Origin of the sequence: Rhodoferax sp. (assembly GCF_028688795.1) — a bacterium.
Taxonomy (GTDB): domain Bacteria; phylum Pseudomonadota; class Gammaproteobacteria; order Burkholderiales; family Burkholderiaceae_C; genus Rhodoferax.
In genome coordinates, this window is record NZ_JAQTXM010000024.1 from 18,525 (window position 1) to 42,336 (window position 23,812).

A 23,812-nucleotide genomic window follows, 5' to 3' on the forward strand; every position below is an offset into this window, starting at 1 on the left:
GGGTCTCATGTGGGTACGTGCTCCGTGGGGGCAGAGGGTTGACGCGCCGGCGCCGTGAAGCCTTGCAGCAGCATGTCAAGTTGGGCGTTCAGGTATTTTTGTGGGTCAAGTTGCGCCTGAGTGCTGCAACAAGTGCCCAGTGAATGCTGCCACATGGCCAGAAACAGCATGGGTGCCAGCACCAGATACGCACCGTAAGTGATGTCCATGGCGCGAAATTCGCCACGCGCCACGCCGCGCTGCAAGATGCGCTCAATCAGGCTGTTGCCGGGCTGCATCACCTCGGCTTGGTAGAAGCTGGCCAGTTCGGGGAAGTTTCGCGCCTCGCTCATCATCAGTTTGGGGATGCCGCTGGCCTTGGTGGAGCCAAGGCGCTCCCACCAGCTGAACAAACAGTAACGCAGCATGTCCGGGGTTGAGCCCTCAAATTGGTCAAACTCGGCATTCCATTCGGCAAAACGGCCCGATATGTTTTCGCGAACCACGGCTTTGAAGAGTTCTTCCTTGCTGGCGAAATACAAAAACAGCGTGCCTTTTGACACGCCAGCGCGTTGCGCCACCTCGTCGACACGCGTAGCTGCAAAACCTTTTTCAACAAACAAATCCAGTGCCGCCGCCAGCAACTCGCCAGGGCGTGCCTCTTTGCGACGCGCGTGACGTGTTGGCGCGCTGGGCAAAGGGGGGGCGATGGGGGTAGAACGTGGCATGAAGTTAATGACTGGGTGGTTATTAATATAGCTTTCGAGCCCCGCATTGTCAATCCAAAGTGCCATGCAGCTGCCGATCCGGCGCTCAACCGCCACTCGGTCGTCATGGAGCGGCAGTGCCTGTGCAATGGCCTTGCATGTTCCGGGTAAAGACCTCTGGGCATCAGGTTTACAGCTTTATGGCTAGCATGCAAGCACTACTTGCGTGACAGGCTATTTCGTACATTTTTCAAGGAATCAAGACATGAACCCAAACCTGCAAACCCTCACCCTCGGAGGCGGCTGCTTCTGGTGCACCGAGGCGGTGTTTGTGCGTGTCAAGGGCGTGGTGGATGTCGAGTCTGGCTACTGCAACGGTCAGGCGCTTGAGCCTACTTATGAGGAGGTGTGCAGTGGCCGCACCGGCCACGCCGAGGTGGTCAAGCTGGTGTATGACCCGGCACAAATCAGCACGCGCGAGCTTCTGGAAATTTTCTTTGTGATCCATGACCCGACCACGCTCGACGCGCAAGGCAATGACCATGGCACCCAGTACCGCAGCGGCATTTACTTCAGCACGCCAGAGCAGCAGCAGGTGGCGTTGGCGATGCTTGAAGAGCTAAATCAAAGCGGCGTGTATCCACGCCCCGTGGTTACCGAAGTGCAGGCGCAAACCAACTATTGGCCAGCAGAGGCTTACCATCAAGATTTCTTTGAGAACAACCCGGATCAAGGTTATTGCATGGCGGTGGCCGCGCCCAAGGTGGCCAAGTTCCGCAAGACCTTTGCGCTTTTGGTGCGCGATTGATCACCTTTCAGGAATAAATCAAACCTTGCGCTTTTTGGCAGCCGGTTTGGCTTTTGTAGCGGCTGCAATCGGCTGTGTCGGTTGAATGCCTTCTTTGGGCGTGTCCAGTGCTTCCGTAAGCTCACGCGCCAAGCCAATCACCCGCTCCGGGTCTGCGCCCAGTGTGTTCATTAAAAACTCGATGATTTCCGAGCGCGGGTTGGTCAGCGTGGGTTCGATCATCATCACGGCGGCGGACACCGCCAGCGCGTTTTCCCGGCTGGCCGGTGTGGGCAGCAGTTGCTCCAGCGCGTTGAGTGCTTCGATGGGGGCCACGGCCGTGATGCAGGCCTGCGCCTTGAGCAGCGCAATCCAGTTGACCTGCTCGGTGCCGCTGCGCACGTTGGCGGGCAATTGCGCCAGCAAGCGCGCCAGGCGCAAACTGCGCCGCTCAAACGCACCAATCGACACCATGCCGGCCAGCACAATGCGGCACACCGCCTCGGGAAAACCACCTTCGGTGATGTGTGCAAGGGCCACCTCACGAAAGCTGGCCAGCTCAAGCAAGGCCCGCGCATGGGCAATGTCAGCATCCGGCACGTCTGGTTTGATGAATGCCCCGAGACCCTGAGGACCAAACATTTGCCGGGTTGATTTCACCGTGTCGGCATCACGTTGGTCACGGTATTTGTTCAGGGTCTCGTTGATCTGGCCCGAGATTTTCTTTTCCAACAGTTTGAGCGGGTGCTCATCAGCCACCGCCACACGGTGCTGGCGCGCCTGTTCGGCCTGTTGCCGGATCAGGCCCGCCAGCGGGAAGTTGTCAGAAAACAGCTGGCGTTGCAGCCGCATGCTGTTGAGTTTGCCCATGGCGTCACTCACCGGGCGCGTGGCCATGAGTTTGACCCACGGCCTGACCCAGTTTTTGTAGAACTGGGCATTGGCTTCAGACACCTTGCTAATGGTCGAAAACATGGCCTCTTCGTCGCGCCCTTCCGGGTTCAATGCCACGATGTCGGCCATGGTGCGGTATTCGTAATGCACGGTGTAGTCGCCGGGCTCCAGTTGGTCCCAGCGTTGCTCGTCCAGGCCGGCCTTTGCGGTCAGCTTCATTTCATACAGGCCCGGCGGCAGGCTTTCAATCACGTCCAGCGACGTCACCAACTGGTCATGCTCTTTGCGCGCCACATCACCGCCGACAAAAATACCCAGGTGCCCCACGCTTTCATGCAGCACGTAAATGATGGTGCGCCCGGCAGCCGCAATGGCGCGCTCGTCGCCCCAAGTGTCAATGATCCAGTTCAGAGCCTGCGGTGGCGGCGTGATGTTGTCGCCCCAGGACGCAAACACCACAATGGGTGCGGTGATCTGGCGCAGGTCAATGGCCTGGCCGTCTGCCATGACGGTGCCGCGCGCGAGCTTGTTGCCGACAAACAGGTTTTCGACAATCGACTCGATCTCTGTGCCAGTCATGCGGAAGTAGCCACCCCACCAGCGCTCGAATTCCAGAAAGCGCTCGGCCTCGGTGTCAACCTGGCTCCACAAGTTGTAATACTTGTTCCACCAGGTGTTGGCCGGGTTCAGTTTTTCAAAATTTTCCACCAAATGCACACCGTCAAAGCGGTCGGCGCCCATGTCACCAGCCAGCGAGGCCATCCATGAGCCGCCAAGTGAGGCCCCGGCATAGCGCATCGGGTTGAGTTTGGAGCTGCCGGCCCAGTAGGACACGGGTGCACCCATGATCATCAGCGGGCCAAACAATTCGGGGCGGGTGGCATTCAGGGCCATCATGGCCCAGCCGGCCTGGCAGTTGCCAATGACCACCGGTTTGGCCTTGCTTTGCGGGTGGCGGGCAATCACTGCTTCAAGAAAGCGCGCCTCGGCATGCATCACCGTGATCAAGGTTTGCCCGTCTTCAGGCTCTGGTCTGAAGGTGACAAAGTAAACCGTGTGGCCAGCGCGCATCGCCATGCCCACTTCAGAGTCCAGCTTGAAGCCGCCAATGCCGGGGCCATGCCCGGCGCGTGGGTCAACCACCACCACCGGGCGCGCCTGTGGGTTGACGGCGTACTCGGGCGGCGGCACCAGCCGCAACAAGGCGTAGTTGCAAGGCTCAGCCAGCGTGGCGCCGTCCAGCACCACCTCGTGCTCGAATTTCAACAGCGGTGGTGTGCCCTGGTCCAGATGCTCCAGGTAATTGTTGCCCCGGTTGAGCATGGTTTCCATGAACAACACGGTGCGCTGTGCGGCATCGGTCAAGTAGTCCTGGGTGGACGCCGTTGGGACTGTTTCGGTGGTGCGGTCGGTCATGGTGTTTACCTGAAGCAAAGTATGTCGGACAGGCTATCCATAATAGGCCAGAGCGCCGCCTTGGTTCATGTGGCTGGATTTCAATTTCACCAAATCTTGATGTAAGACAAGTTCCGGTGCAACAGCAGGGCTGGCTGGCAAAGCGCACTGCCATAATGAAATTTCCTTTTCCAAAATAGCGCAAGCGCCCCTCTCATGGACCTTAAAACCCTGATCGACCAACCCGGTAAGCTGCCCACCATTCCCAAAGTGGCCCAGCAATTGATCACCAGTTTCAGCTCTGAAGACGTGTCGGTCACCGAGATTGCCAACCAGCTCACCGCCGACCCGGCATTGAGCGCCAAGCTGTTGCGTTTGGCCAATTCAGCGTATTTTCATGTGTCGCGCAGCATCGGTACGGTGGATGCCGCCCTGCAAATGCTGGGCTTTGTGATGGTGCGTAACCTGGTGCTGGGCAACAGCGTGGCGGCTGCTTTCAAACAAGTGCAGGGCATCGACCTGAAACAGTTTTGGCGCTACAACCTGTACACCGCGTGTTCGGCGCGCTGGCTGGCGCACCGAGCTGATTTCAACTCTGATCTGGTTTTTACGCTGGGCCTGATGCACGGCATTGGCCAGTTGCAAATGCACGCCGTGATGCCCCAGGCGGTTGCACCGCTTGACAAACAAATGAGCGTGCTGGACGCAGAGCGCACCGCGCTTGAGGTGCAAATCTTTGGCTTCCACCATGTGCAGGTGTCAGCCGAGTTAGCCCGCATCTGGAACTTTCCGCAGCCGCTGATTGATGCACTGTGCCAAGTGGCCAATCCGCTGGCTGAGCCTGAGTTTTCAGAAGCCGCTGCCTGGGTGCACATGGGTGCCTGGCGTGCCCGCGCCGAGGTGTTGGGTTTGAGTCGTGAGGCTCAGGCCGCGAGTTACCCGGTGGAGGTAGCCAGACGTCTGCATCTGGATTCGGGCTGGACCGGCGCGCTGGCCAACCAACTGCCACAAGACGATTCCACCCTGATGCCGCCGTTGCCAGAGTTGACCGAAGGGCTTGAAGCAATGTTTGAGTAGTTATAAGTGTTTTAAGCCTCTAGCCCTTGTTAAATAAGCGCAAGTAGCTATCAGAATTGATTATTAGGCTACCGGACATGGTGACGCTTATGGCTGTTGTGTTTGGACGAAAAACCAGGGAGCAAAATACGTGTTCCCCGATCTTGAAAAGCAGAAAAAATGTCCTCTTCAGTCCAAATTTGCGCTGCCATTTTTGCCTCGCTTCCAGATGCGGTTTTTTTGATTGACCCAGAGACATCGTTTATTCTTGATTGCAATGAAGCTGCATTGAAACAGGTCGGCATGCCGCGTGAAGAGGTTTTGAACCATTCTGTGCTGACGTTGCAAAAAGATGTGGTGGGCATTGACCAATGGGCGAGCATTGCACAGGCCATTTGGGCCAGCGATGGGTTTGTATTCATTGGCCAGCATCGCCACGCCAGCGGGGCAGAAATGCCTGTGGAAATCAACACCAGCCACTTTGTTCATGACGGCAAAGCCTATTTTTTGTCGATTGCCCGCAATATCAACCAGCGTCTGGCCCTGGAGCAAGACCTGAGCAACCGTGACGCGCAATTACGCTTTGCGCTGACCGAAGGTTCTGACGGGATTTGGGATTGGAACCTGCGTACCGACGAAGTCTTTTTCAGTCCCCAGTTGGCGCGCATGATGGGCTATGGTCCACATGAAATGAAGCCGACGCTGGCAACCTGGACCGACAACATCCACCCCGACGACAACCAGCGCGTGCACAGTGTGCTGCAAGCCCATATTGCTGGCTTGCGTGAGCGCTACGACGCGCAGTACCGCTTGCGTAACCGCAATGGTCACTACCTGTGGGTGCATGACCGTGGCCGTGTCTGTGAGCATGACGCTCAAGGCAGACCGAGCCGTGTGGTGGGCATGGTTAACAACATCACCGATGAAAAGGCCAGAGAGCTCGCCTTGCTGAAGATCGCTTCTCACGACGCGCTCACCGGACTCCTGAACCGGCGCGAGTGCGACACGGTGCTGGAGCGACAAATTCAGCTTTGCCGTCGTTTGCAGGTCCCGCTGGGATTGTGCTTTTTTGATCTGGACCATTTCAAGCAGATCAATGACACCTTGGGTCACGCGGTGGGTGACCGTGTGTTGCAACACCTGTGCCGGGTGATTGAAGGAGAAATCCGCAACACCGATTATTTTTTCAGATGGGGAGGTGAAGAATTTTTGATACTTTGCACCGACACGCCGTTGGCTGATTTGCTGGCGTTAGCTGAAAAACTGCGTCGACGAGTTGAGCTGATCGACTGGAGTGGCATCGCCTTAATTGATCGTGTGACGTGCTGTTTCGGCATCGCCGGCATGCCCGCGCATGGTGTTGATGCATCAAGTCTTTTTATTGCTGCCGATGCGGCGCTTTATGCGGCCAAGGCCAATGGTCGCAATCGGGTTGAAATGGCAAGCTGAGGTTTGCTGAAGGGCTTGCCAGAGGCAACTTTTGCAGAGGGTCGAGAAGCGGCGCTCAGGTTGGCTCAGCGCAATCCCGAAATTGACCGTACAAGGTGAGCTCGTGGCCGTCCACCACGAAACCATCCGGGGCGAGTTGTTTCAAGTGCCCGGGACAACCAGGCTGACGAGCATCTAGGCCAATGACGGGTTTGTAGATGGGGGTCAGTTCCATCGGAATCCTCCAGTTGAATGTTTCGCACAAGAACCATCTCGTCATAGTCACCAGCTTCCTCAAACATGATCAAAACTGCTTGAGGCCTTGGGCCCTCATGTCGCCTTGCTCTTAATCGCGCCGAATATGCACTGGGCTAAGCCTTTTTCAAGAAGTTCCTGTGGCAGGTCTTTGCCGATAAACACCATCTTGGAGTTGCGTGTTTCGTCCTTCTTCCAATCACTTCCCAGCTCAGCGCCCATTAGCATGTGCACGCCCTGAAAGACGATGCGCTGGTTTTGCCCCTGTCCACCAGTGAGGCATCAATGTTGACCTCACTCATGTCATTGACGATGACAGCCACCCGCAAGCCGTCGCGGTTGGCCAGAATGTGGTTGAGCAGGGTGGTCTTGCCAGCGCCCAAAAAGCCGGAAAGTACGGTCACAGGCAGGCGGGTGTTTTGCATGGTGTTACCCCATAAATTTTAGAAAAAATAAGCCTACAACCCTTGTCATACAAGCGCTTGATGCTATGAAAGATTTTTCTGGTTTTCGAGGCAGCGTTGCTTAGTGATGCACACCCCGTGAGTCACACCAGCCGGGTTTTTTGGGTTAAAACCCAACTTGGCGGGGTGGTCTCACCGTTTCAAAGGCTTTAGTTCAGCTTCATGCCTGAGATCAATTGCGTCAGGTTGTGGTTCATCATCTTCAGGTAGGTGGGTGCCGGGCCACTGGCTTCTGACAAGGCATCTGAGTACAGCGTGGCACCCACGCTCACGCCTGCGTCTTTGCTGAGTTGCGCCATCAGTTTGGGATTGCTCATGTTTTCGACAAAGACGGCCTTGATTTTTTCACGCTTGATTTGGCGGATCAACTCGGCCACATGCTTGGCACTGGGTTCGCTGTCGGTGTTCACGCCCTCTGGCGAGAGCAGGGTGATACCGTACCGCGCACCCATGTAGCCAAACGCATCGTGCGAGGTGATCACCTTGCGTTTGACTGTTGCAATGGCGTCAAACTGCGCCTTGGCTTGCGCATCGAAGTCTTTCAGCTGCTTGGCATAAGCCTCAGCATTGGCTTGGTAAGTGGCTGCACCCGTGGGGTCGGCCTTGGCCAAACCGGCGGCAATGTTGTTCACAAATTGCACCACGTTGAGCGGGTTTTGCCAGGCGTGGGGGTCTGTCTCGGCGTGACCCTTGTCATGGCCGGCTTCGGCCGCCATTTGGCGCGGTTTCACGCCCTTGGAAGCCACCACGGTTTCGCCCTTGTAACCCGCGGATTTGGCCAACTTCTGCGCCCAAGGCTCAAAGCTCAGGCCATTGACCACAAACACGCGCGCGCCCAGCACGGCTTTGGCATCCGCTGGGCTGGGGGTGAATTCGTGCGCGTCGGCGTCAGGTCCGGCCAGGGTGGTGACCTTAACCCGGTCGCCACCCACCACCTGCACCAGATCACCCAAAATGCTGAACGAGGCCACCACGGGCATTGGCTCTGCGGCGTTGGCTTGGGCGGTAAAGAGGCCGCTGGCAGCCAGTGCGGACAGGGCGAAAATTTTGAGGGTTGTGCGTTTCATGAGTTTCCTTATGGAGGGTTTAAAAACTAGGCGACCCGGTGCGGGCGTTTAAGGATTTGCGGAAGCCATCCACCGGGTGAAATCAGCAGAGAAGTGACATACAACGCCCCGGCGCAGACAATGATGGTCGGGCCGCTGGGTGTATCAAGGTGGTACGAGATCAGCAACCCGGCCACACTTGCCAGTGCTGCTTGCACGCTGGCATTGACCAGTTGTGCCGCCAGACTTTCATGCCAGAGCCGGGCCGACACGGCGGGCAGCATCATCAAGCCGACAGCCATCATCGTGCCCAGGGTTTGAAAACCCGCCACCAGGTTCACCACCACCAGCATCAGAAAGATTTGTTGCCACAGCCAGGGCCGGCTGCTGGCTGAAGCGGACGCAGCCGCTAAAAACATGGGGTCAAACGTTTCCAGCACAAAGCCGCGGTAACACGTGGCCAAGGTCAACACGCTGACGCTGGCCACACCCGCCACCAGCAGCAAACCCTGCTCATCCACCCCGAGCGCACTGCCAAACAAGATGTGCAGCAGGTCCAACTGGCTTCCTTGGCGCGAGATCAGTGTCACACCCACGGCCAGTGCCAGCAAATACATGGCGGCCAAGCTGGCGTCTTCTTTGAGCGCCGTCGCGCGGCTGACCACGCCCGCCATCGCAGCCACCAACAAACCCGCCACCACCCCCCCCAGCGCCATGGCTGGCAGCGACAAACCAAACAGCATGAACCCCACCGCCACCCCTGGCAGCACGGCATGGGTCAACGCATCGCCCAGCAAACTCATGCGCCGCAGCGTCAAAAATACGCCCAAGGGTGCGGCACTGACTGCCAGCGCCAGTGTGGCCACCAGGGCGCGGCGCATGAAAGCGAATTCGGCAAAGGGTCCGACCAACACATCCCACAGTCCGGTCATACCGCGGCCTCATCGGTGTGGCAAATCTCGGCGTTGTCGTCCCAGGCCTCGGCCAAGGCGCGGGCGCGTTGCAGGTTGGGGTCCGTCAACACCTGTGCGGTCGGCCCCCATGCCACCAGTTCACGCGCCAAAAGCACAGTTTGCTCAAAGTGGGCCGCGACTTGTGCGTCGTCATGCAGCACGGCAATCACGGTGCGGCCCTGCGTGTGCCATTGATGAACCAGTGCCAGCAGGGCAGCGGTGGTGCGTGAATCCATGGCGTTAAACGGCTCGTCCAGCAAGATCAGCTGGGCGTCTTGCACCAGCAGGCGGGCAAACAACACGCGCTGAAACTGCCCGCTTGAGAGCGACCCCACGGCGCGATGCTCAAAACCCTCCAGCCCGACGGTGCGAATGGCTGCATCGGCGCGGCTTTGCATGCTGCGACTGATGCCACCCCATACCCCCACTGAACTCCAGCAACCCAACAACACGCAGTCGCGCACTTGCATGGGAAAAGTCCGTTCAATCTCGGTGAGTTGTGGCAGGTAAGCAATATGTTGGCGTGGCGTGGTGGTGCGCACTTCGCCACCCGCAGGCTTGAGCAGCCCCATGATGCTTTTGAGCAGTGTGCTTTTACCCGAACCGTTTGGGCCGATCACTGCGCTAAGAGAGCCAGCTGCAAAAGTGCCGCTGATATGGTGCAATGCCGGGTGCTGGCGGTAACTTACCGTCAGGTTGTCGACCGTCACCACAGGGCGGCTCCTTCATTGGCCCACAGCACGGCCAGCCACAGCAGCAGCACCATCGGCAACACCGCCAGCGCGCGCAACCAGGCTGGCCAGGCCAGCACGCTGCGGCGTGGCTTGGGAAGGAAGGGGGCCCGCAGGGGCTGACTGTGCGACGGGCCATGCGTATGCGAATGGCTTGACGCATGGGAGTGTTGCGGTGAATTGGTAGACATAGGTGATGCAAAAATGGGGTTGCGAACAAAGTGCAACTGAACTGCGGTATAGTTTACTGCAACTGGATTGCGTTAGAGTTTATCGCAACTCAATTGCACTAAGCCTTAAGCTGAAAAATTATTCACCCATCAACGCCATGTCCACCCCTCTGATCCCTCTTGCGCCAGATCCGATTGATGCCTTGCTGTCGGCCCACGGTTTGCGCCGCACGGCGGCTTCGCGGCGCGTGTTGGGCTGGCTGCTGGCGCACCCCGACACTAGCTACACCCATGCCCAATTGCAAAGCGCGTTGCAAGCTGATAGCGGTGAACCTGTTGCCAATCTCGCTGGGGCCAACCCGCAGTGGGTGAGCGATTCTGCTGGCGCGGGCCCTGTGGCGCTGGACCGCGTCACGCTCTACCGCCTGATTGACCGCCTGACACAAGTGGGCCTGCTGTTGTGCCGGGTCGATGCCAACCGGGTGCGCCGTTACCAGGCCATGCCGGCCAGTGTGCACGCCTTGCCGCACTTTGAGTGCCAAAGCTGCCACCGTGACCAGCCCCTGCAAGGCACGTTACAAGGCAGTGCGCTGGATCTGGAAGTGGCGGCGCAAAGCGCGCTGCAAGCCTTGAAAGCTTTGGGTTACCAGGGCCTGAGCCTGGATTTGGCAGTGCGCGGTGTGTGCGTGGACTGCGCCACCGCCACCACAGCGCCTGCTGGACAAAGAACAGCGCCCCTCACCGAGGCAAAGCCGGCCAAAAAGACAGCGCCGGTTGACAGGTCCACCCAGGGTGCCGGGCAATGATCTGCACCCAGAGCCTGGGCTACAGCTACCCGCAGGGCCCAACGCTTGTTTTTCCCGATGTGGATGTGCCGCAAGGCGCGGTGCTGCTGCTCAGTGGCCCATCCGGCTGTGGCAAGTCAACCTGGCTGGCGCTGGTGGCCGCGCTGGTGGCGCCCACAAAGGGCACGCTCACGGTTGCTGACCAGTCCTTAAATGATCTTGAAAATGTAGCTGCTGACGCATGGAGGGCAGGTGCTATCGGCTTTTTGCCTCAAAAATTGCACCTGAGCGGTGCACTCACTGTGGCGCAAAACCTGGCGCTGGCGCAATGGGCCAGTGGCACGCCTGAAGACCAAGCTGCCATTCAGGTGGCGCTGTCGGCCTTGGGCGTGGCAGAGTTGGCGCTGCGCTTGCCGGCCCAACTCTCGGGTGGCCAGGCGCAACGTGTGGCGCTGGCGCGCGCCGTGCTGCTCAGGCCGCAAGTGATTCTGGCCGACGAGCCCACCGCCAGTCTGGACGACGAGGCCGCGGCCGATGCCGTTGGCCTGCTGCTTGCCACCGCCCAAGCGCAAGGTGCCACGCTGGTCATTGCCACCCATGACGCGAGGGTGGCAGCGCTCATGCCCGCTGGTGTGGACGCTTGTAGGGTTGGGTTCAGCCGACCTGGTTGACCGAAGTCAGCCCTGCGAAGTCATGACCCTGGCATAGTCGAGGCAGTTCATTTCTTACATTAAATCAGCCTCTAGCCCCCATAAATAGTGCGAAGACAGCTATTAAAAAGTAGTATTTACCGTTACACATGAAAACCCTCACACTGGCTTGGACCTACCTTTGGTCGCGCCCATTGGGTGCTGCGCTCAACCTGCTGCTGCTCAGCCTGGGCCTGGCCTCAATCACTTTTTTGCTGCTGGTGTCCAGTCAGTTGAGCAAAGCCTTTGAGCGCGACCTGCAAGGCATTGACGTGGTGGTGGGCGCCAAAGGCAGCCCGATGCAGCTGATCTTGTCGGGCGTGTTTCACATCGACGTGCCACCCGGCAACGTGCCCCTGAAAGCGGTGCAGGCGCTGCAACAGCACCCGATGGTGGCGCAGGTGATCCCGATCAGCCTGGGCGACAGTCTGCGCGGCTTTCGCATCGTGGGTACTTCTACCGACTACATCAGCCATTACCAGGCCAAGTTAGCGCAAGGGCAGTTGTGGACAGAGCCCATGCAGGTGGTGTTGGGTGCCACGGCTGCGCGCAAGCTGGGGCTGGCGCTGGGCAACACTTTTGTCGGTACGCACGGCTTGGGCGAAGGAGGCCACGCACACGGGGACAGCACCTATGTTGTGGTCGGCCTCCTCGCGCCTAGTGGCAGTGTGCTCGACAGGTTAATCCTGACCGACACCGCCTCGGTCTGGAAGGTGCATGAAGACTACACCGCCGTGGACGACGAAGACCGCCAGATCATGATGGACGAGCGCGAAGTCACCATGGCCTTGATCACCTACAAGTCGCCACTGGCAGCGGTGAGCTTCCCGCGCTATATCAACACCAGCACCGAGATGCAGGCCGCCGCGCCCGCGCTTGAAATCACCCGGCTCTTGAGCATGCTCGGTTTGGGCACTGATGTGTTGCGCGCTTTTGCCGGGGTGCTGCTGTTGACCGCAGGCCTGAGCGTTTTCATCGCCCTGTGGAGTGCTGTGCGTGAGCGTCGCGGTGATTTGGCGCTGCTGCGCATGCTGGGCGCGCCACCCCGAAAAGTGGCGATCCTGTTGGTGCTAGAAGCCCTGTGGCTGGGGCTGGTGGCCGCCGTGTTGGGCGTATTGGCCGGCCAGGCCATGGCGGCGGGCTTGGCCTGGCTGCTGCAACTCGATCACTCGTTGCTCATTGGCGGTATGGCCTGGCCAGCCGAGTTGTGGGTGGTGCCCGCAGTGGCGCTTGGGGTGTCGCTGGTGGCTGCCATTTTGCCGGCACTGGCGGCTTATCGTGTTGGTGTGCTTGAACTTCTACAAGGAAAGTGATTTATATGAGAAATTTGACTCTAGCCCTTATTTTGATTGCGTCAGCAGCTATTTTTTCAGTAGCGTCTGCGGCCGAGCTGGACAAGGCTGCCAAAGAAGACATTGCGCGTCACCGGGTCATGGCCACGGCGCATGAAAACGCAGCCAAGTGCCTGGAAGCTGGCAAATCTGATGAGGTGTGCGAGAAGCAGTTGCAGCTGGAATGCAAGGGTGTTGCCATCGGCAAGTTCTGCGGCATGAAGCACCAGCATTAACATGGCGGGCTTCTTGAGGACCTTGTATGAAGCCATTTGAATTTCTTCGCCAGAAGCCCCGGGAACCAGCCGGTGGCGCCAAATCAGCCGCGTTGGCTCTGGTGTTGTCGGCTTGCCTGTTGCCATTGGGCAGCTTGGCGCAATTAAGTTCGCCTATTGCTGGCGGTGCGCCCGCTGGCACTGGCCCCGGCGTGCACAGCCCCAACAGCCCGTTTGCTCCCTTGCCGCAGCGCGCAGACGTGTTGCCTTGGTCGGTGTTGACCGATGTGAAAACCCGTGTGGTCAACAAGCGGCTGTTGCCCAGCTATTCAGCCGATGTGCAAGCCCTGAACGACAAGCCACAGCGCATTCAGGGCTTCATGATGCCGTTGGAGCCGGGGGAGAAGCAAAAACACTTTTTGCTCACCTCGGTGCCGCTCACCTGTTCGTTTTGCACCCCCGGTGGGCCCGAGAGCATGGTCGAGGTATTCACCAAAACCCCCGTCAAATACACCATGGAGCCGGTGGTGGTGGACGGCCGCCTGAGTGTGCTGGCCGACGACCCTTATGGCCTTTACTACCGCATCAAGGACGCTGTGCTGGTGAAATAGCCCCATCTGAGTGCGGGCCTTGGGGGAGGCATCTTATTTTTGAGTAATTTGATATATGTCAGCTTTGAAAATGCGGGCCTGTTGCATAGTTCGGTCACGGATTATTTTTGACTCTGTGATTTATCTTTTTAAGGACGCACGACATGAAAGCATTACAAGACCTTTTCTCGACTGACTACGGCGTGATGAGCATCGTCGGCATCGTCATGATGATTGTGGGCATGGGTTGGGCATATGTGGCGCTGAAATCAAAAATGGCCGAGAGCGAAAGAAAAGCCGGTAAGTAAGGTTTTTCCGGAGCTCAAGCAGTTCCAGTGAGGTCATGGCCCGTGTGCTCAGTGGGCCGTGAACTTTCCCCATCATACGGAGTTGGTTGTTTGATGCGCTTCGCACGGTTGTGAGCGTCATCGCAATCCGGTCTGGGCTTTCCTGTGAAAATCAGGGCAATTTTTTGATTGCCGCCTGTGAACAACCCCGTTCTTTCCTCCCTGCTCCCTGTTGTTTTACTGATTGCTATCGGCTTTATAGCTGGTCGCGTAGGTTGGGTAAGGGCTGAGGCCACAAAAGACTTGTCAAACCTGGTCTTTGTGGTGCTCACGCCGGCCTTGCTGTTTCGAGCCATGAGCTCGGTCCACATTGAACAACTGAACTTCAAACCGGTCGCCCTGTATTTTGTGGCCATCGGCATCCTGTACGCGGTGGTCTTCGTGTCGCAGGGGCGTAGCACGCGCGCCGCGGTGGTCGGTCTGGCGGCTACTTTCAGCAACACCGTGATGATTGGCATCCCGCTCATTGGCCTGGCTTACGGCCAAGCTGCGTTGGTGATGCTGCTGACGCTGATCTCGGTGCATGCGCTGATCTTGCTGACGGCAGTGACCATCGTGCTGGAAGTCATGGAAGCACGCCAACTCAGCGCCGCCCAGGCCACGGCTGGTGCGCCACCGCGCCACATCGCACAAACGGTACTGATGGCCATCAAGAACGGCATCATTCACCCGGTGCCCTTGCCAATCATTTTGGGTTTGTTGTTTGCCCAAACCAGCTTGGTGATTCCCGAGGTGGTGGACCGTCCGCTGCAGTTGTTGGGCAATGCCTTTGGCCCAATGGCGCTGCTGCTGGTTGGCGCCACATTGACCCAAGTGCGGGTGGGGCCACATTTGCGCGCGGCACTCGGCATCACCCTGCTGAAAAACCTGGTGTTGCCGCTGCTGGTAGCGCTGGTGTGCTGGTTGTCGGGCTTGCGCGGCTTGAATCTAACCGTGATGATCGTGGCCGCATCCCTGCCCATGGGCGCCAACGTATTTTTATTTGCGCAGCGTTATCAGGTGGCGCAAGAGTTGGTGACGGCCAGCATGGCGGTGTCGACCGCGCTGGGGCTGGCCACCATCACGTTGGTGATGTCGCTGGTAAGTCTTCTGGCCTAAGGCGCCAGACGCTCACGAATCCATAGCACATCAGCGCCCAAGGTGTCTGCAAGGCGGTACCGCAACCTGTCATGCAGACGGCTTTTGCGCCCTTGCCAGAACTGCCAGTTGTCGGGTTTAAGTCGGTAACCGCCCCAATGCGGTGGCCGTGGTGGGTTCAATAGAAACTGGGCACCGTAGCGGGCGGCGTTGGCCACCAGCACGCCGCGACCTGAAATCACTTGGCTTTGCGGGCTGGCCCAGGCGCCAATGCGTGAATCCAGCGGGCGGCTGCGGTAATAAGCGTCACTTTCTTCGTCGCTGACTTTTTCCACCAGGCCTTCAATGCGCACCACGCGCTCCAGCTCAACCCAGTGGAATTGCAGCGCCGCATAGGGGTTGCCCGCCAGTTCGTGGCCCTTTTGGCTTTCAAAATTGGTGTACCAGACGATGCCACGCTCGTCAAAACCCTTGATCAGCACCACGCGCGTGCTCGGGCGCAGATTGTTGCCGACGGTGGCCACGGTCATGGCGTTGGGCTCTGGCACCTCGGCTGAGATGGCTTCGTTCAACCAGTGCTCAAATTGTTTCAGGGGGTCAGCGTGTGAAGCGTCTTCATTGAGCTCGGCACGTTCGTAACTTTTACGTAGGTCAGCAATATTTGTCATGCAACAAGTATAAAGATGGGGCCCGTGCCAGGCCGGGTCAGCCGCAGTTGGCCTTTGTCAGTTGAGCCTCATGATGGGGTTATAAAATGCGCCCACTTTTTTTTACCAAAGGGAAATACATGTCTTCTCAAGCTGATGAAAACCAGGGCGTTGTTCTGGGCGTTGTTTTTGGTCTGATTGCCTTGGTGGTCGCGCTACTGATTGGTTTGACGGTGCATCAGGTTAACAAGCGTCATGCCGCTGTGGCTGCTGCAGCGCCTGTCTTGGCAGCTGGCACCAGCGCGGACGCCGCCTCGGTGGTGGTCGAAAACGGAGTGGTCAAGTTTTACTTTGCCTCAGGCAAGGCTGAGCTTGCAGCCGGTGCCAATGAGGCCCTGGCAGCCGTGGTCTCTGGCGCTGCCAGTGGCAAGAAGGTGTTGGTTAGCGGCTTTCATGATGCAACGGGTGATGCCGCCGTGAACGCCGAGCTGGCCAAACAACGCGCCTTTGCAGTGCGCGATGCACTGCTGCATCTGGGTGTGGCGCAAGACCATGTTGAGCTGAAAAAGCCCGAAGAGTCTCTGGCCTCTGGCCCCAGCGCACAGGCCCGCCGGGTGGAAGTAGCGTTTGAGTAGTTGCCCGCTCTGAACCCCAAAAAGCCCGATGTGTTCGGGCTTTTTTGCGTCTGGACCGATGGGGATAAGTTGGGATTGTGGTAGAGGTGTGGCCTGAATTGGTAACCCATTGGTAACCCGGCGGGCAGCCCTGCAGGCAAAACACGGTTACCATTGTTCATGTAATTTAGTTACCAAAACAGATTGGACCCATGAAACTTCATGACACCGTGGCCAAGGTCACCCAGCGCATCATCCAGCGCAGCCAAACCACCCGTACCGCCTATCTGGCTCGCCTAGATGAGGCGCTAAAACGCCCGCCGGGCGCTCAGCGCCTGGGCTGCGCCAATGTGGCGCACGCTTTTGCTGCGCTGCCGGGCAACGACAAGCTGCGGGTGGTCGCAGAAAAAGCCCCCAACATTGGCATCGTCACCGCCTTCAACGACATGCTGTCGGCGCACGCGCCACTCGAACACTACCCTGACCTGATCAAGGCCGAGGCACGCAAGCTGGGTGCTACCTCGCAGGTGGCTGGTGGTGTGCCTGCCATGTGCGACGGCGTCACGCAGGGCACAGCGGGCATGGAACTGAGTTTGTTTTCGCGCGATGTGATCGCCATGGCCACGGCTGTCGCCTTGAGCCATGACGTGTTTGCCGGTGCATTGATGCTGGGCGTGTGCGACAAGATCGTGCCAGGGCTGTTGATTGGTGCGTTGCAATTTGGCCATTTGCCAACCGTGTTTGTGCCCGCCGGGCCCATGACCACCGGCCTGTCCAACGACAAAAAATCCAAGGTACGTGAGCAGGCCGCGCAAGGCTTGGTGGGCCGCTCGGAGCTGCTGGCCGCTGAATCTGCGGCCTACCACAGCCCGGGCACCTGTACCTTTTATGGCACCGCCAACAGCAATCAAATGTTGTTGGAGGCCATGGGCCTGCATGTGCCGGGCACGGCCTTCATCAACCCTGGTGCCGCGGTGCGTGATGAGTTGACGCGTGAAGCCTTGCGCACGGTGCTCGGCAAGCAGACTGGCGGCGCGGCCCAAGACGTGAAGGGTACTTGCCCGCCGATAGGCCGGGTGGTGGACGAGCGCTGCATCGTTAACGCCATGGTGGCCTTGCTGGCCACGGGCGGCTCCACCAACCACCTGATTCATTGGGTGGCTGTGGCGCGGGCGGCCGGCATCGTGATTGACTGGAATGATTTCTCGGACCTGTCCGACGTAGTGCCGCTGTTGAGCCGCGTGTACCCCAACGGCAGTGCCGATGTCAACCAGTTTCAGGCGGCCGGTGGGCCGGGTTTTGTGATTCGCGAGCTGCTCGACGGCGGTTTCATGCATGCCGATGTGCTCACTGACCGGGCCGGTGGCCTGCGCGAGTACACCGGTATCCCGCACGCCGCTGATGACGGCAGCCTGCAATGGGTCACAGCGGAAGCCAGCCAGGACGAAGCGGTGGTGCGCCCGGCGAGCGCGCCGTTCAGCGCCAGTGGCGGCCTGAAGCTTTTGACTGGCAATTTGGGACGCAGCGTGATCAAGATCTCCGCCGTGCCGGATGACCGCCATGTGATTGAAGCGCCTTGTCGGGTCTTTGACTCGCAAGAGGCGTTGCACATTGCTTTTTCCGCCGATGAACTCAATCACGACCTGATTTGTGTGGTGCGCTGGCAGGGCCCGCAAGCCAACGGCATGCCCGAGCTGCACAAGCTCACGCCGCCGCTGGCCGTGTTGCAGGGAAAAGGGTTCAGGGTGGCGTTGGTCACCGATGGCCGCATGAGCGGCGCGTCTGGCAAAGTGCCTGCGGCCATCCATGTGTCGCCCGAAGCCGCTGCCGGTGGCCCGCTGGCACGTGTCCGCGACGGCGATGTGATTCGTCTGGATGCCAATACAGGCACGCTGCAAGTGCTGGTGCCCGAGTCCGAGTGGGCCGCGCGCGAGGTTTTGCCGATGCCCGACACCTTGCGCCAGGCAAACGGCGTGGGCATGGGCCGTGAATTGTTTGCCAACATGCGCCGCAATGCCCTGACCGCCGAAGAAGGCGCTTGCAGCTGGCTGTAACCTGACCGTCATTTCCAATGCTGTGACGACCTTGCAGATTTTTAACCTCGGTTTTTGAAAGACACCATGACGACTCCAACCCCTTTGACCGCTTTGCAGGTGATGCAAGACGCCCCGGTGATTCCGGTGATTGTGTTGAACGACGTGGCACATGCCGTGCCCATGGCCCGCGCGCTGCTGGCGGGCGGTATTCGCATGCTGGAAGTCACGCTGCGCACACCGCAAGCGCTGGCCTGTATCGAAGCCATTGCCCGCGACGTGCCCGAAGCCGTGGTGGGTGCCGGCACGGTGCGTTGCCGTGCTGATGCGCAAGCGGCCGCCAACGCTGGCGCGCGTTTTGCAGTCAGCCCGGGCTACACCTCAGCGGTCGGGCAGGCCTGCCGTGATGTGGGTCTGGCCTTGCTGCCCGGCGTGGCCACCGGCGGTGAAATCATGGCTGCCTGCGAAGATGGCTTGACCGAATTGAAGTTTTTCCCGGCTGTGCAAGCCGGTGGCGTGGCGATGCTGAAGGCCTGGGCCGGGCCGTTTTTTGATGTGAAGTTTTGCCCCACCGGCGGCATCACGCTGCAAAACGCACCGGACTTTTTGGCGCTGAGCAATGTGGTCTGTGTGGGCGGCTCCTGGTTGGTGCCGGTGCGTACCGCTGAAGAAGGTGACTGGGGCCGCGTGACCCGGCTCGCCAGTGAAACCAAAAATTTAAGAAATTTAGGCCGCTAGCCCATGTATTTAAAGCGTAGTACGCTATAAATAAAGTAGCATTGTCTGCGTTAACGCAGCCCAGCATCAGACGCGGTGTCTTTGCGCTCGATCAGCTCAATCTTGTAACCATCGGGGTCGGTGACGAATGCAATCACCGTGCTGCCACCCTTGACTGCGCCGGCCTCGCGTGTCACGTTGCCGCCAGCGGCGCGAATCTTGTCGCAAGCCGCTTTGGCATCCGGCACGGCCAGCGCAATGTGGCCGTAAGCGGTGCCCAGGTCGTAATGGTCTACGCCGTAGTTGTAGGTGAGCTCAAGCTCGGCGTGGTCTGGGTTGCTGCCATAACCAACAAAGGCCAGGGTGTACTTGTATTCCGGGTTGTCCGAGGTGCGCAGCAGGGTCATGCCCAGCACCTGGGTGTAGAAATCGATCGAGCGTTGAAGCTTGCCAACGCGCAGCATGGTGTGGAGGATTCTCATGACGCGCATTGTCGTCGCGCCGCCAAACCGCGCAAGCGGTAGGGAATAATCAAGCAGCAGAACGGTTAGAAAATTGTGCTGTCACTGGTTTTAAAAAAACATGCCCTAGGAAATCCCCATGCCCCACGTCACCAAAGTTGTTTTATTCACTGATACCGATGGCTTCGCCCGTTTCAAAGAAGAACCGGTGGTGCTGGACCAGGGTTCGCCGCAGAGCGCCTTGTCGACCCTGATGCCTTCAGGGGGGTTTCAGTTGCGCACCAGCCCGGTGGGGTTTCGCAGCATGCCGCATTGCACCACCGACCCACAATGGGTGTTCATCCTGGGCGGGCAAATGGAGATTGGCCTGCAGGACGGCAGCTCCCGCATTTTTAAACCGGGTGAGCATTTTTATTCGGCAGACCTGCTGCCAAATGCTGAGGCATTTGATGCACAGCGACATGGCCATTGGAGCCGCCAGGTAGGTAGTGACCCCCTAGTGACACTGTTTGTGCGTGGCTGAAGTCGCTTAACGGACGCGTGTGAGCGAGTCAACGCAATAAAAAAGCTGCTATTTATAAAATAGCAGCTCGCGCTTTATTTACAAGGGCTAGAGCCCAGAAATTCATATAAAACGAAGTTCAGGGCGCCAGGCGCAGAGCATGCTGGGTCAGCGTGGGCCGCCCGATCCGCTTGGGCCACCTGAGCGGCCGCGGCTACCTGAACGGTTGCCGCCACCGGTGCGGCCGGGGCCACCACCAAAGCCGGCACCGGGCGCGCCGGCGTTGCGGTTGCCGCCGCCAAAGCTGTTGCGGCGTGGGCCGCGGTCAGCCATCATGTCAACGCTGGTGCGCATCGGGTCGGGTTGGCCACCGGCACCTGAGCGTGAGGGGCCTGAACCCGGGTTGACCGGTCCACCATAGCCGCCACCGTTGCCACCGCCATAACCGCGCGCCGGGCGCTGACCTGGGCCACGAACGGCTTGCTCAGCGGCTGACAAGTGGCTGCGTGGCTCAGCCTCGCGGCCACCACCGTAGCTGTCACCGCCAGCGTTGGCGTTGCGGCCTTCGCCACCGTAGCCAGCACCGCTGTTACCAGCTTGACCGCCTGCAGCGCCTCGACCGCCACGGCTGCCACCGCGACCGCCTGGTGCCGGGCCTCTGCCACCACTTGGCGCAGGGCCTCGACCGCCACCACCATTGCCGCTGCGTGCTGCACCTGGCCCTTTGCTTTCACGAACACGGGTCAGCATTTCGGTCCGAGCTGATTTTGCCGCGGCCATCATCACTTCGCGGCTTGGCGGCTTGCCCGCACCGCCCCAAATGGTCTGGCGACCCATGGCAATCGGCTCGGCGTGTTCACCAGCCTCAGGCATGAATTCAGCGATGATTTCCACCGGAATGTCTTGCTTGGTGTAGCGCTCGATGGCTTGCATGAAGCCTTCTTCGTCCAGGCTCACCAGATTCACGGCGGTGCCGTCGGCACCCGCGCGGCCGGTGCGGCCAATGCGGTGCACATAGTCTTCACAGACATTCGGAATGTCGTAGTTCACCACGTGTGGCAGGTCGTCGATGTCAATGCCGCGGGCAGCAATGTCAGTGGCCACCAGAGCGCGCATCTCGCCGCTTTTAAAGCCGGCCAGCGCTTGCGTGCGGGCTGATTGGCTTTTGTTGCCGTGCAGGGCCATGGCAGTGATGCCGTTCTTTTCCAGGAACTCGGCCACATTGTTGGCGCCGAATTTGGTGCGGGTAAACACCAGCACTTGGCTCCAGCTTTTCGCTTCGATGATGTGGGCCAGCAAGGCCTTCTTTTTGCCGCGACCCACCGGGTGAATCAGCTGCGTGATGCGCTGCACCGTGGTGTTGCGCGGGGTCACTTGCACGCTCTGCGGGTCTTTCAGCAGGGTGGCAGCCAGTTCGCGGATTTCTTCGCTGAAAGTGGCTGAGAACAGCAGGCTCTGTTTGGCCTTGGGCACCGCAGCCAGCACCTTTTTCACGTCATGGATAAAGCCCATGTCGAGCATGCGGTCGGCTTCGTCGAGCACCAGAATCTGCACTTGGCTCAAGTCCATCATGCCTTGCTGCATCAGATCCAGCAGGCGACCCGGTGTGGCCACCAGGATGTCCACGCCTTTTTTCATGCGGCTGATTTGCGGGTTCATACCGACACCACCAAAAATGGCGGCGGAACTTAGTTCCAGGTACTTGCCGTAGGTTTTGACAGATTCTTCAACTTGCGCTGCCAGTTCGCGGGTTGGGGTGAGCACCAGGGCTCGAATGGCAACGCCACCGAACTTGCTGCGAGGTGCTTCCGTAGCGCTGAGTTTGTTCAGCATGGGCAGCACAAAAGCAGCCGTTTTGCCAGTGCCGGTTTGCGCGCCGCCAAGCAGGTCATGACCTGCCAGCACCAGCGGAATGGCTTGTGCCTGAATCGGCGTGGGGGTTTCGTAGCCTTGCTCAAGCACGGCTTTGATGATGGCCGGAGCCAGGTTTAGTTCTTCAAATTTCATTTAGTGGTGCACCCCGTCCAGGGCGCTAGGGCATCGGCCTGTTCTGGCGCTGTTCGCGTCAGTTCAGTCAAAGGCTGATGGGATCAAAAACAGAACCGCAGTGTCACTTGGGTTCCCAGCAAGGTGCTGACGTTGCAGGCAACTGAAGCCCCGCAACAGACCGTATTGTCGCATGGTCCGCGGGATCGGGTTGAGGCGGCGGGCAAGGGGCATGTGCAGAGCGTCGATAATGACGCCTTTCTATATCGCTGGATTGAACAAGACCCATGGCTCAATACGTATTTTCAATGAACCACCTCGGCAAGATCGTGCCGCCGAAAAAGTTCATTCTCAAAGACATTTCCCTCAGTTTCTTCCCGGGTGCCAAGATCGGCGTGCTGGGTACCAACGGCTCTGGCAAGTCCACCTTGCTCAAGATCATGGCCGGTGTGGACAAGGAGTTTGAGGGCGAAGCCATTCCCATGGCTGGCCTGAACATTGGCTATTTGCCGCAAGAACCACAGCTTGACCCCGATCAGACCGTGCGTGAAAGCGTGGAAGCGGGCATGGGCGATGTGTTCACAGCCAAAGCCCGGCTGGAAGAAATCTACACCGCTTACGGTGAAGAAGACGCCGACTTTGACGCACTGGCTGAAGAACAGGCCAAGATGGAAGCCATCATCGGCAGTGCCGGGACAGATTCCGAGCACCAGCTTGAGATTGCTGCCGATGCCTTGCGCCTGCCGCCGTGGGACGCCAAGGTGGGTGTGCTGTCAGGTGGCGAGAAACGCCGCGTGGCGCTGTGCCGCCTGCTGCTGTCCAAGCCCGACATGCTGCTGCTTGATGAGCCGACCAATCACTTGGATGCCGAATCAGTCGACTGGCTGGAACAGTTCCTGAAGCGCTACCCCGGCACTGTGGTGGCCATCACCCACGATCGTTACTTTTTGGATAACGCTGCCGAGTGGATTCTGGAGCTCGACCGTGGCAATGGCATGCCCTACAAAGGCAACTACAGTTCATGGCTGGAGCAAAAGCAGGCACGTCTGGAGCAAGAGCAAAAGGGTGAAGAATCCCGCGCCAAGGCCCTGAAGAAAGAGCTGGAATGGTCGCGCCAGAATCCCAAGGCACGCCAGGCCAAGAGCAAGGCGCGACTGGCGCGTTTTGAAGAGTTGTCTGATTTTGAATACCAGAGACGCAACGAGACGAACGAAATCTTCATCCCCGTGGCTGAGCGCCTGGGCCAAGAAGTGATTGAGTTTGTCAACGTCACCAAGTCCTTTGGCGACCGGGTGCTGATCGATAACCTGAGCTTCAAGGTGCCCCCGGGTGCCATCGTCGGCATCATCGGCCCTAACGGCGCCGGTAAATCCACACTGTTCAAGATGATTGCCGGGCGCGAAAAGCCCGATTCCGGCGAAGTCAAGATCGGCCAGACCGTCAAAATGGCCTTTGTCGACCAAAGTCGCGATGACCTGGCCAACGATAAAACCGTTTGGGAAGACGTGTCGGGCGGCCTTGACATGTTGAACGTCGGCAAATTTCAGATGGCCAGTCGCGCTTACTGCGGCCGCTTCAATTTCAACGGTGCAGACCAGCAAAAACGTGTCGGCACGTTGTCGGGTGGCGAGCGTGGTCGCTTGCACCTGGCCAAAACATTGATCGCAGGCGGCAACGTGCTGATGCTCGATGAGCCATCGAACGATCTGGACGTTGAAACTTTGCGTGCGCTGGAAGACGCGTTGCTTGAGTTCGCCGGCTCTATCATGGTCATCAGCCATGACCGCTGGTTTTTGGACCGCATTGCCACCCACATTCTGGCCTGTGAGGGCGACAGCCAGTGGTTCTTCTATGACGGTAACTACCAGGAATACGAAGCCGACAAGAAGAAGCGTCTGGGCGAGGAAGGTGCCAAGCCGCACCGCATGCGCTTCAAGGCACTGAAGTAAGGCT

Annotated in this window: 26 protein-coding genes and 1 pseudogene; 15 read left to right on the forward strand and 12 right to left on the reverse strand. The window is 58.9% G+C overall.

What is annotated here, in order from left to right:
* Positions 1-5: 5 nt before the first annotated feature.
* On the reverse strand, positions 6-707 hold the full coding sequence (locus tag PHQ58_RS16585) for a TetR/AcrR family transcriptional regulator (protein ID WP_300112898.1): 702 nt from the start codon (positions 705-707) through the stop codon (positions 6-8).
* Positions 708-951: 244 nt separating this feature from the next.
* Between PHQ58_RS16585 and msrA the strand changes: the two genes are divergently transcribed.
* A complete protein-coding gene (gene msrA, locus PHQ58_RS16590; RefSeq protein ID WP_300112901.1) occupies positions 952-1,494 on the forward strand; it encodes a peptide-methionine (S)-S-oxide reductase MsrA in 543 nt (180 codons plus the stop codon).
* An 18-nt stretch (positions 1,495-1,512) separates the two neighbouring features.
* On the opposite strand, the gene PHQ58_RS16595 is transcribed toward msrA, so the two are convergent.
* On the reverse strand, positions 1,513-3,783 hold the full coding sequence (locus PHQ58_RS16595; RefSeq protein ID WP_300112905.1) for a DUF3141 domain-containing protein: 2,271 nt from the start codon (positions 3,781-3,783) through the stop codon (positions 1,513-1,515).
* A gap of 195 nt (positions 3,784-3,978) precedes the next feature.
* On the opposite strand from PHQ58_RS16595, the gene PHQ58_RS16600 reads away from it, so the two are divergent.
* Both PHQ58_RS16600 and PHQ58_RS16605 read left to right on the forward strand, forming a co-directional pair.
* On the forward strand, positions 3,979-4,839 hold the full coding sequence (locus PHQ58_RS16600; RefSeq protein WP_300112907.1) for an HDOD domain-containing protein: 861 nt from the start codon (positions 3,979-3,981) through the stop codon (positions 4,837-4,839).
* A gap of 159 nt (positions 4,840-4,998) precedes the next feature.
* A complete protein-coding gene (locus tag PHQ58_RS16605) occupies positions 4,999-6,267 on the forward strand; it encodes a diguanylate cyclase (protein ID WP_300112910.1) in 1,269 nt (422 codons plus the stop codon).
* A 55-nt stretch (positions 6,268-6,322) separates the two neighbouring features.
* On the opposite strand, the gene PHQ58_RS23665 is transcribed toward PHQ58_RS16605, so the two are convergent.
* The 7 genes and pseudogenes from PHQ58_RS23665 to PHQ58_RS16640 all read right to left on the reverse strand — a co-directional run bounded on the left by PHQ58_RS23665 (position 6,323) and on the right by PHQ58_RS16640 (position 9,886).
* Positions 6,323-6,481 (reverse strand): hypothetical protein, encoded by a 159-nt coding sequence (locus tag PHQ58_RS23665; RefSeq protein WP_367187334.1) that lies wholly within the window; start codon positions 6,479-6,481, stop codon positions 6,323-6,325.
* A 95-nt stretch (positions 6,482-6,576) separates the two neighbouring features.
* The gene (locus tag PHQ58_RS16615; RefSeq protein ID WP_367187335.1) at positions 6,577-6,729 is read right to left on the reverse strand and encodes a GTP-binding protein; all 153 of its coding nucleotides are present in this window, start codon (positions 6,727-6,729) and stop codon (positions 6,577-6,579) included.
* 41 nt (positions 6,730-6,770) lie between these two features.
* Positions 6,771-6,926, reverse strand: a pseudogene (locus PHQ58_RS16620) (GTP-binding protein); the annotation flags it as partial.
* Between the two features lie 188 nt (positions 6,927-7,114).
* Complete coding sequence (locus tag PHQ58_RS16625; protein WP_300112916.1) at positions 7,115-8,032, reverse strand: metal ABC transporter substrate-binding protein; 918 nt, start codon at positions 8,030-8,032, stop codon at positions 7,115-7,117.
* 26 nt (positions 8,033-8,058) lie between these two features.
* Positions 8,059-8,943 carry a metal ABC transporter permease gene (locus tag PHQ58_RS16630; protein WP_300112918.1) on the reverse strand — a complete coding sequence of 295 codons (885 nt, stop codon included), beginning with the start codon at positions 8,941-8,943 and terminating at the stop codon, positions 8,059-8,061.
* Positions 8,940-9,677, reverse strand: coding sequence for a metal ABC transporter ATP-binding protein (locus PHQ58_RS16635; protein ID WP_300112920.1), 738 nt, complete (start codon positions 9,675-9,677; stop codon positions 8,940-8,942). Before PHQ58_RS16635 ends, PHQ58_RS16630 begins: the two co-directional genes overlap by 4 nt.
* On the reverse strand, positions 9,671-9,886 hold the full coding sequence (locus PHQ58_RS16640; protein ID WP_300112923.1) for a hypothetical protein: 216 nt from the start codon (positions 9,884-9,886) through the stop codon (positions 9,671-9,673). Before PHQ58_RS16640 ends, PHQ58_RS16635 begins: the two co-directional genes overlap by 7 nt.
* Positions 9,887-10,023: 137 nt before the next feature.
* Here PHQ58_RS16640 and PHQ58_RS16645 point away from each other — a divergent pair, with 137 nt between their 5' ends.
* The 7 genes from PHQ58_RS16645 (at position 10,024) to PHQ58_RS16675 (ending at position 14,920) form a co-directional block, all read left to right on the forward strand.
* On the forward strand, positions 10,024-10,671 hold the full coding sequence (locus PHQ58_RS16645; RefSeq protein WP_300112927.1) for a Fur family transcriptional regulator: 648 nt from the start codon (positions 10,024-10,026) through the stop codon (positions 10,669-10,671).
* On the forward strand, positions 10,668-11,321 hold the full coding sequence (locus tag PHQ58_RS16650; RefSeq protein WP_300112930.1) for an ABC transporter ATP-binding protein: 654 nt from the start codon (positions 10,668-10,670) through the stop codon (positions 11,319-11,321). Before PHQ58_RS16645 ends, PHQ58_RS16650 begins: the two co-directional genes overlap by 4 nt.
* 128 nt (positions 11,322-11,449) lie before the next feature.
* Positions 11,450-12,652, forward strand: coding sequence for an FtsX-like permease family protein (locus PHQ58_RS16655; protein WP_300112933.1), 1,203 nt, complete (start codon positions 11,450-11,452; stop codon positions 12,650-12,652).
* Positions 12,653-12,657: 5 nt separating this feature from the next.
* Positions 12,658-12,906 (forward strand): hypothetical protein, encoded by a 249-nt coding sequence (locus PHQ58_RS16660; protein ID WP_300112936.1) that lies wholly within the window; start codon positions 12,658-12,660, stop codon positions 12,904-12,906.
* A gap of 26 nt (positions 12,907-12,932) precedes the next feature.
* Complete coding sequence (locus PHQ58_RS16665) at positions 12,933-13,496, forward strand: DUF3299 domain-containing protein (RefSeq protein WP_300112939.1); 564 nt, start codon at positions 12,933-12,935, stop codon at positions 13,494-13,496.
* A gap of 143 nt (positions 13,497-13,639) precedes the next feature.
* The gene (locus PHQ58_RS16670; RefSeq protein WP_300112941.1) at positions 13,640-13,783 is read left to right on the forward strand and encodes a DUF3149 domain-containing protein; all 144 of its coding nucleotides are present in this window, start codon (positions 13,640-13,642) and stop codon (positions 13,781-13,783) included.
* Positions 13,784-13,960: 177 nt separating this feature from the next.
* Positions 13,961-14,920 carry an AEC family transporter gene (locus PHQ58_RS16675; protein WP_300112943.1) on the forward strand — a complete coding sequence of 320 codons (960 nt, stop codon included), beginning with the start codon at positions 13,961-13,963 and terminating at the stop codon, positions 14,918-14,920.
* On the opposite strand, the gene pdxH is transcribed toward PHQ58_RS16675, so the two are convergent.
* Positions 14,917-15,567 carry a pyridoxamine 5'-phosphate oxidase gene (gene pdxH, locus PHQ58_RS16680; protein WP_300112945.1) on the reverse strand — a complete coding sequence of 217 codons (651 nt, stop codon included), beginning with the start codon at positions 15,565-15,567 and terminating at the stop codon, positions 14,917-14,919. The genes PHQ58_RS16675 and pdxH overlap by 4 nt on opposite strands.
* Before the next feature lie 119 nt (positions 15,568-15,686).
* Here pdxH and PHQ58_RS16685 point away from each other — a divergent pair, with 119 nt between their 5' ends.
* The 3 genes from PHQ58_RS16685 to eda all read left to right on the forward strand — a co-directional run bounded on the left by PHQ58_RS16685 (position 15,687) and on the right by eda (position 18,931).
* Complete coding sequence (locus PHQ58_RS16685; RefSeq protein WP_300112947.1) at positions 15,687-16,181, forward strand: OmpA family protein; 495 nt, start codon at positions 15,687-15,689, stop codon at positions 16,179-16,181.
* Between the two features lie 191 nt (positions 16,182-16,372).
* Positions 16,373-18,214, forward strand: coding sequence for a phosphogluconate dehydratase (gene edd / locus PHQ58_RS16690; RefSeq protein ID WP_300112950.1), 1,842 nt, complete (start codon positions 16,373-16,375; stop codon positions 18,212-18,214).
* 66 nt (positions 18,215-18,280) lie between these two features.
* Complete coding sequence (gene eda, locus PHQ58_RS16695) at positions 18,281-18,931, forward strand: bifunctional 4-hydroxy-2-oxoglutarate aldolase/2-dehydro-3-deoxy-phosphogluconate aldolase (protein ID WP_300112953.1); 651 nt, start codon at positions 18,281-18,283, stop codon at positions 18,929-18,931.
* A 50-nt stretch (positions 18,932-18,981) separates the two neighbouring features.
* Here the strand turns inward: eda and gloA are convergent, their stop codons facing one another.
* The gene (gene gloA / locus PHQ58_RS16700; protein WP_300112956.1) at positions 18,982-19,392 is read right to left on the reverse strand and encodes a lactoylglutathione lyase; all 411 of its coding nucleotides are present in this window, start codon (positions 19,390-19,392) and stop codon (positions 18,982-18,984) included.
* Positions 19,393-19,510: 118 nt separating this feature from the next.
* On the opposite strand from gloA, the gene PHQ58_RS16705 reads away from it, so the two are divergent.
* Positions 19,511-19,894 carry a hypothetical protein gene (locus PHQ58_RS16705; RefSeq protein WP_300112958.1) on the forward strand — a complete coding sequence of 128 codons (384 nt, stop codon included), beginning with the start codon at positions 19,511-19,513 and terminating at the stop codon, positions 19,892-19,894.
* Positions 19,895-20,041: 147 nt separating this feature from the next.
* Here PHQ58_RS16705 and PHQ58_RS16710 read toward each other — a convergent pair whose 3' ends face one another.
* Positions 20,042-21,880, reverse strand: coding sequence for a DEAD/DEAH box helicase (locus PHQ58_RS16710; RefSeq protein ID WP_300112961.1), 1,839 nt, complete (start codon positions 21,878-21,880; stop codon positions 20,042-20,044).
* A 266-nt stretch (positions 21,881-22,146) separates the two neighbouring features.
* On the opposite strand from PHQ58_RS16710, the gene ettA reads away from it, so the two are divergent.
* The gene (gene ettA, locus PHQ58_RS16715; RefSeq protein WP_300112964.1) at positions 22,147-23,808 is read left to right on the forward strand and encodes an energy-dependent translational throttle protein EttA; all 1,662 of its coding nucleotides are present in this window, start codon (positions 22,147-22,149) and stop codon (positions 23,806-23,808) included.
* Positions 23,809-23,812: the final 4 nt, after the last annotated feature.

What these genes read in the sequence shown, in the direction of transcription:
- PHQ58_RS16585 (WP_300112898.1), bottom strand. Translation starts at nt 707, where the DNA reads ATGCCACGTTCTACCCCCATCGCCCCCCCTTTGCCCAGCGCGCCAACA.
- msrA (WP_300112901.1), top strand. Translation starts at nt 952, where the DNA reads ATGAACCCAAACCTGCAAACCCTCACCCTCGGAGGCGGCTGCTTCTGG.
- PHQ58_RS16595 (WP_300112905.1), bottom strand. Translation starts at nt 3,783, where the DNA reads ATGACCGACCGCACCACCGAAACAGTCCCAACGGCGTCCACCCAGGAC.
- PHQ58_RS16600 (WP_300112907.1), top strand. Translation starts at nt 3,979, where the DNA reads ATGGACCTTAAAACCCTGATCGACCAACCCGGTAAGCTGCCCACCATT.
- PHQ58_RS16605 (WP_300112910.1), top strand. Translation starts at nt 4,999, where the DNA reads ATGTCCTCTTCAGTCCAAATTTGCGCTGCCATTTTTGCCTCGCTTCCA.
- PHQ58_RS23665 (WP_367187334.1), bottom strand. Translation starts at nt 6,481, where the DNA reads ATGGAACTGACCCCCATCTACAAACCCGTCATTGGCCTAGATGCTCGT.
- PHQ58_RS16615 (WP_367187335.1), bottom strand. Translation starts at nt 6,729, where the DNA reads ATGCTAATGGGCGCTGAGCTGGGAAGTGATTGGAAGAAGGACGAAACA.
- PHQ58_RS16625 (WP_300112916.1), bottom strand. Translation starts at nt 8,032, where the DNA reads ATGAAACGCACAACCCTCAAAATTTTCGCCCTGTCCGCACTGGCTGCC.
- PHQ58_RS16630 (WP_300112918.1), bottom strand. Translation starts at nt 8,943, where the DNA reads ATGACCGGACTGTGGGATGTGTTGGTCGGACCCTTTGCCGAATTCGCT.
- PHQ58_RS16640 (WP_300112923.1), bottom strand. Translation starts at nt 9,886, where the DNA reads ATGTCTACCAATTCACCGCAACACTCCCATGCGTCAAGCCATTCGCAT.
- PHQ58_RS16645 (WP_300112927.1), top strand. Translation starts at nt 10,024, where the DNA reads ATGTCCACCCCTCTGATCCCTCTTGCGCCAGATCCGATTGATGCCTTG.
- PHQ58_RS16650 (WP_300112930.1), top strand. Translation starts at nt 10,668, where the DNA reads ATGATCTGCACCCAGAGCCTGGGCTACAGCTACCCGCAGGGCCCAACG.
- PHQ58_RS16655 (WP_300112933.1), top strand. Translation starts at nt 11,450, where the DNA reads ATGAAAACCCTCACACTGGCTTGGACCTACCTTTGGTCGCGCCCATTG.
- PHQ58_RS16660 (WP_300112936.1), top strand. Translation starts at nt 12,658, where the DNA reads ATGAGAAATTTGACTCTAGCCCTTATTTTGATTGCGTCAGCAGCTATT.
- PHQ58_RS16665 (WP_300112939.1), top strand. Translation starts at nt 12,933, where the DNA reads ATGAAGCCATTTGAATTTCTTCGCCAGAAGCCCCGGGAACCAGCCGGT.
- PHQ58_RS16670 (WP_300112941.1), top strand. Translation starts at nt 13,640, where the DNA reads ATGAAAGCATTACAAGACCTTTTCTCGACTGACTACGGCGTGATGAGC.
- pdxH (WP_300112945.1), bottom strand. Translation starts at nt 15,567, where the DNA reads ATGACAAATATTGCTGACCTACGTAAAAGTTACGAACGTGCCGAGCTC.
- PHQ58_RS16685 (WP_300112947.1), top strand. Translation starts at nt 15,687, where the DNA reads ATGTCTTCTCAAGCTGATGAAAACCAGGGCGTTGTTCTGGGCGTTGTT.
- edd (WP_300112950.1), top strand. Translation starts at nt 16,373, where the DNA reads ATGAAACTTCATGACACCGTGGCCAAGGTCACCCAGCGCATCATCCAG.
- eda (WP_300112953.1), top strand. Translation starts at nt 18,281, where the DNA reads ATGACGACTCCAACCCCTTTGACCGCTTTGCAGGTGATGCAAGACGCC.
- gloA (WP_300112956.1), bottom strand. Translation starts at nt 19,392, where the DNA reads ATGAGAATCCTCCACACCATGCTGCGCGTTGGCAAGCTTCAACGCTCG.
- PHQ58_RS16705 (WP_300112958.1), top strand. Translation starts at nt 19,511, where the DNA reads ATGCCCCACGTCACCAAAGTTGTTTTATTCACTGATACCGATGGCTTC.
- PHQ58_RS16710 (WP_300112961.1), bottom strand. Translation starts at nt 21,880, where the DNA reads ATGAAATTTGAAGAACTAAACCTGGCTCCGGCCATCATCAAAGCCGTG.
- ettA (WP_300112964.1), top strand. Translation starts at nt 22,147, where the DNA reads ATGGCTCAATACGTATTTTCAATGAACCACCTCGGCAAGATCGTGCCG.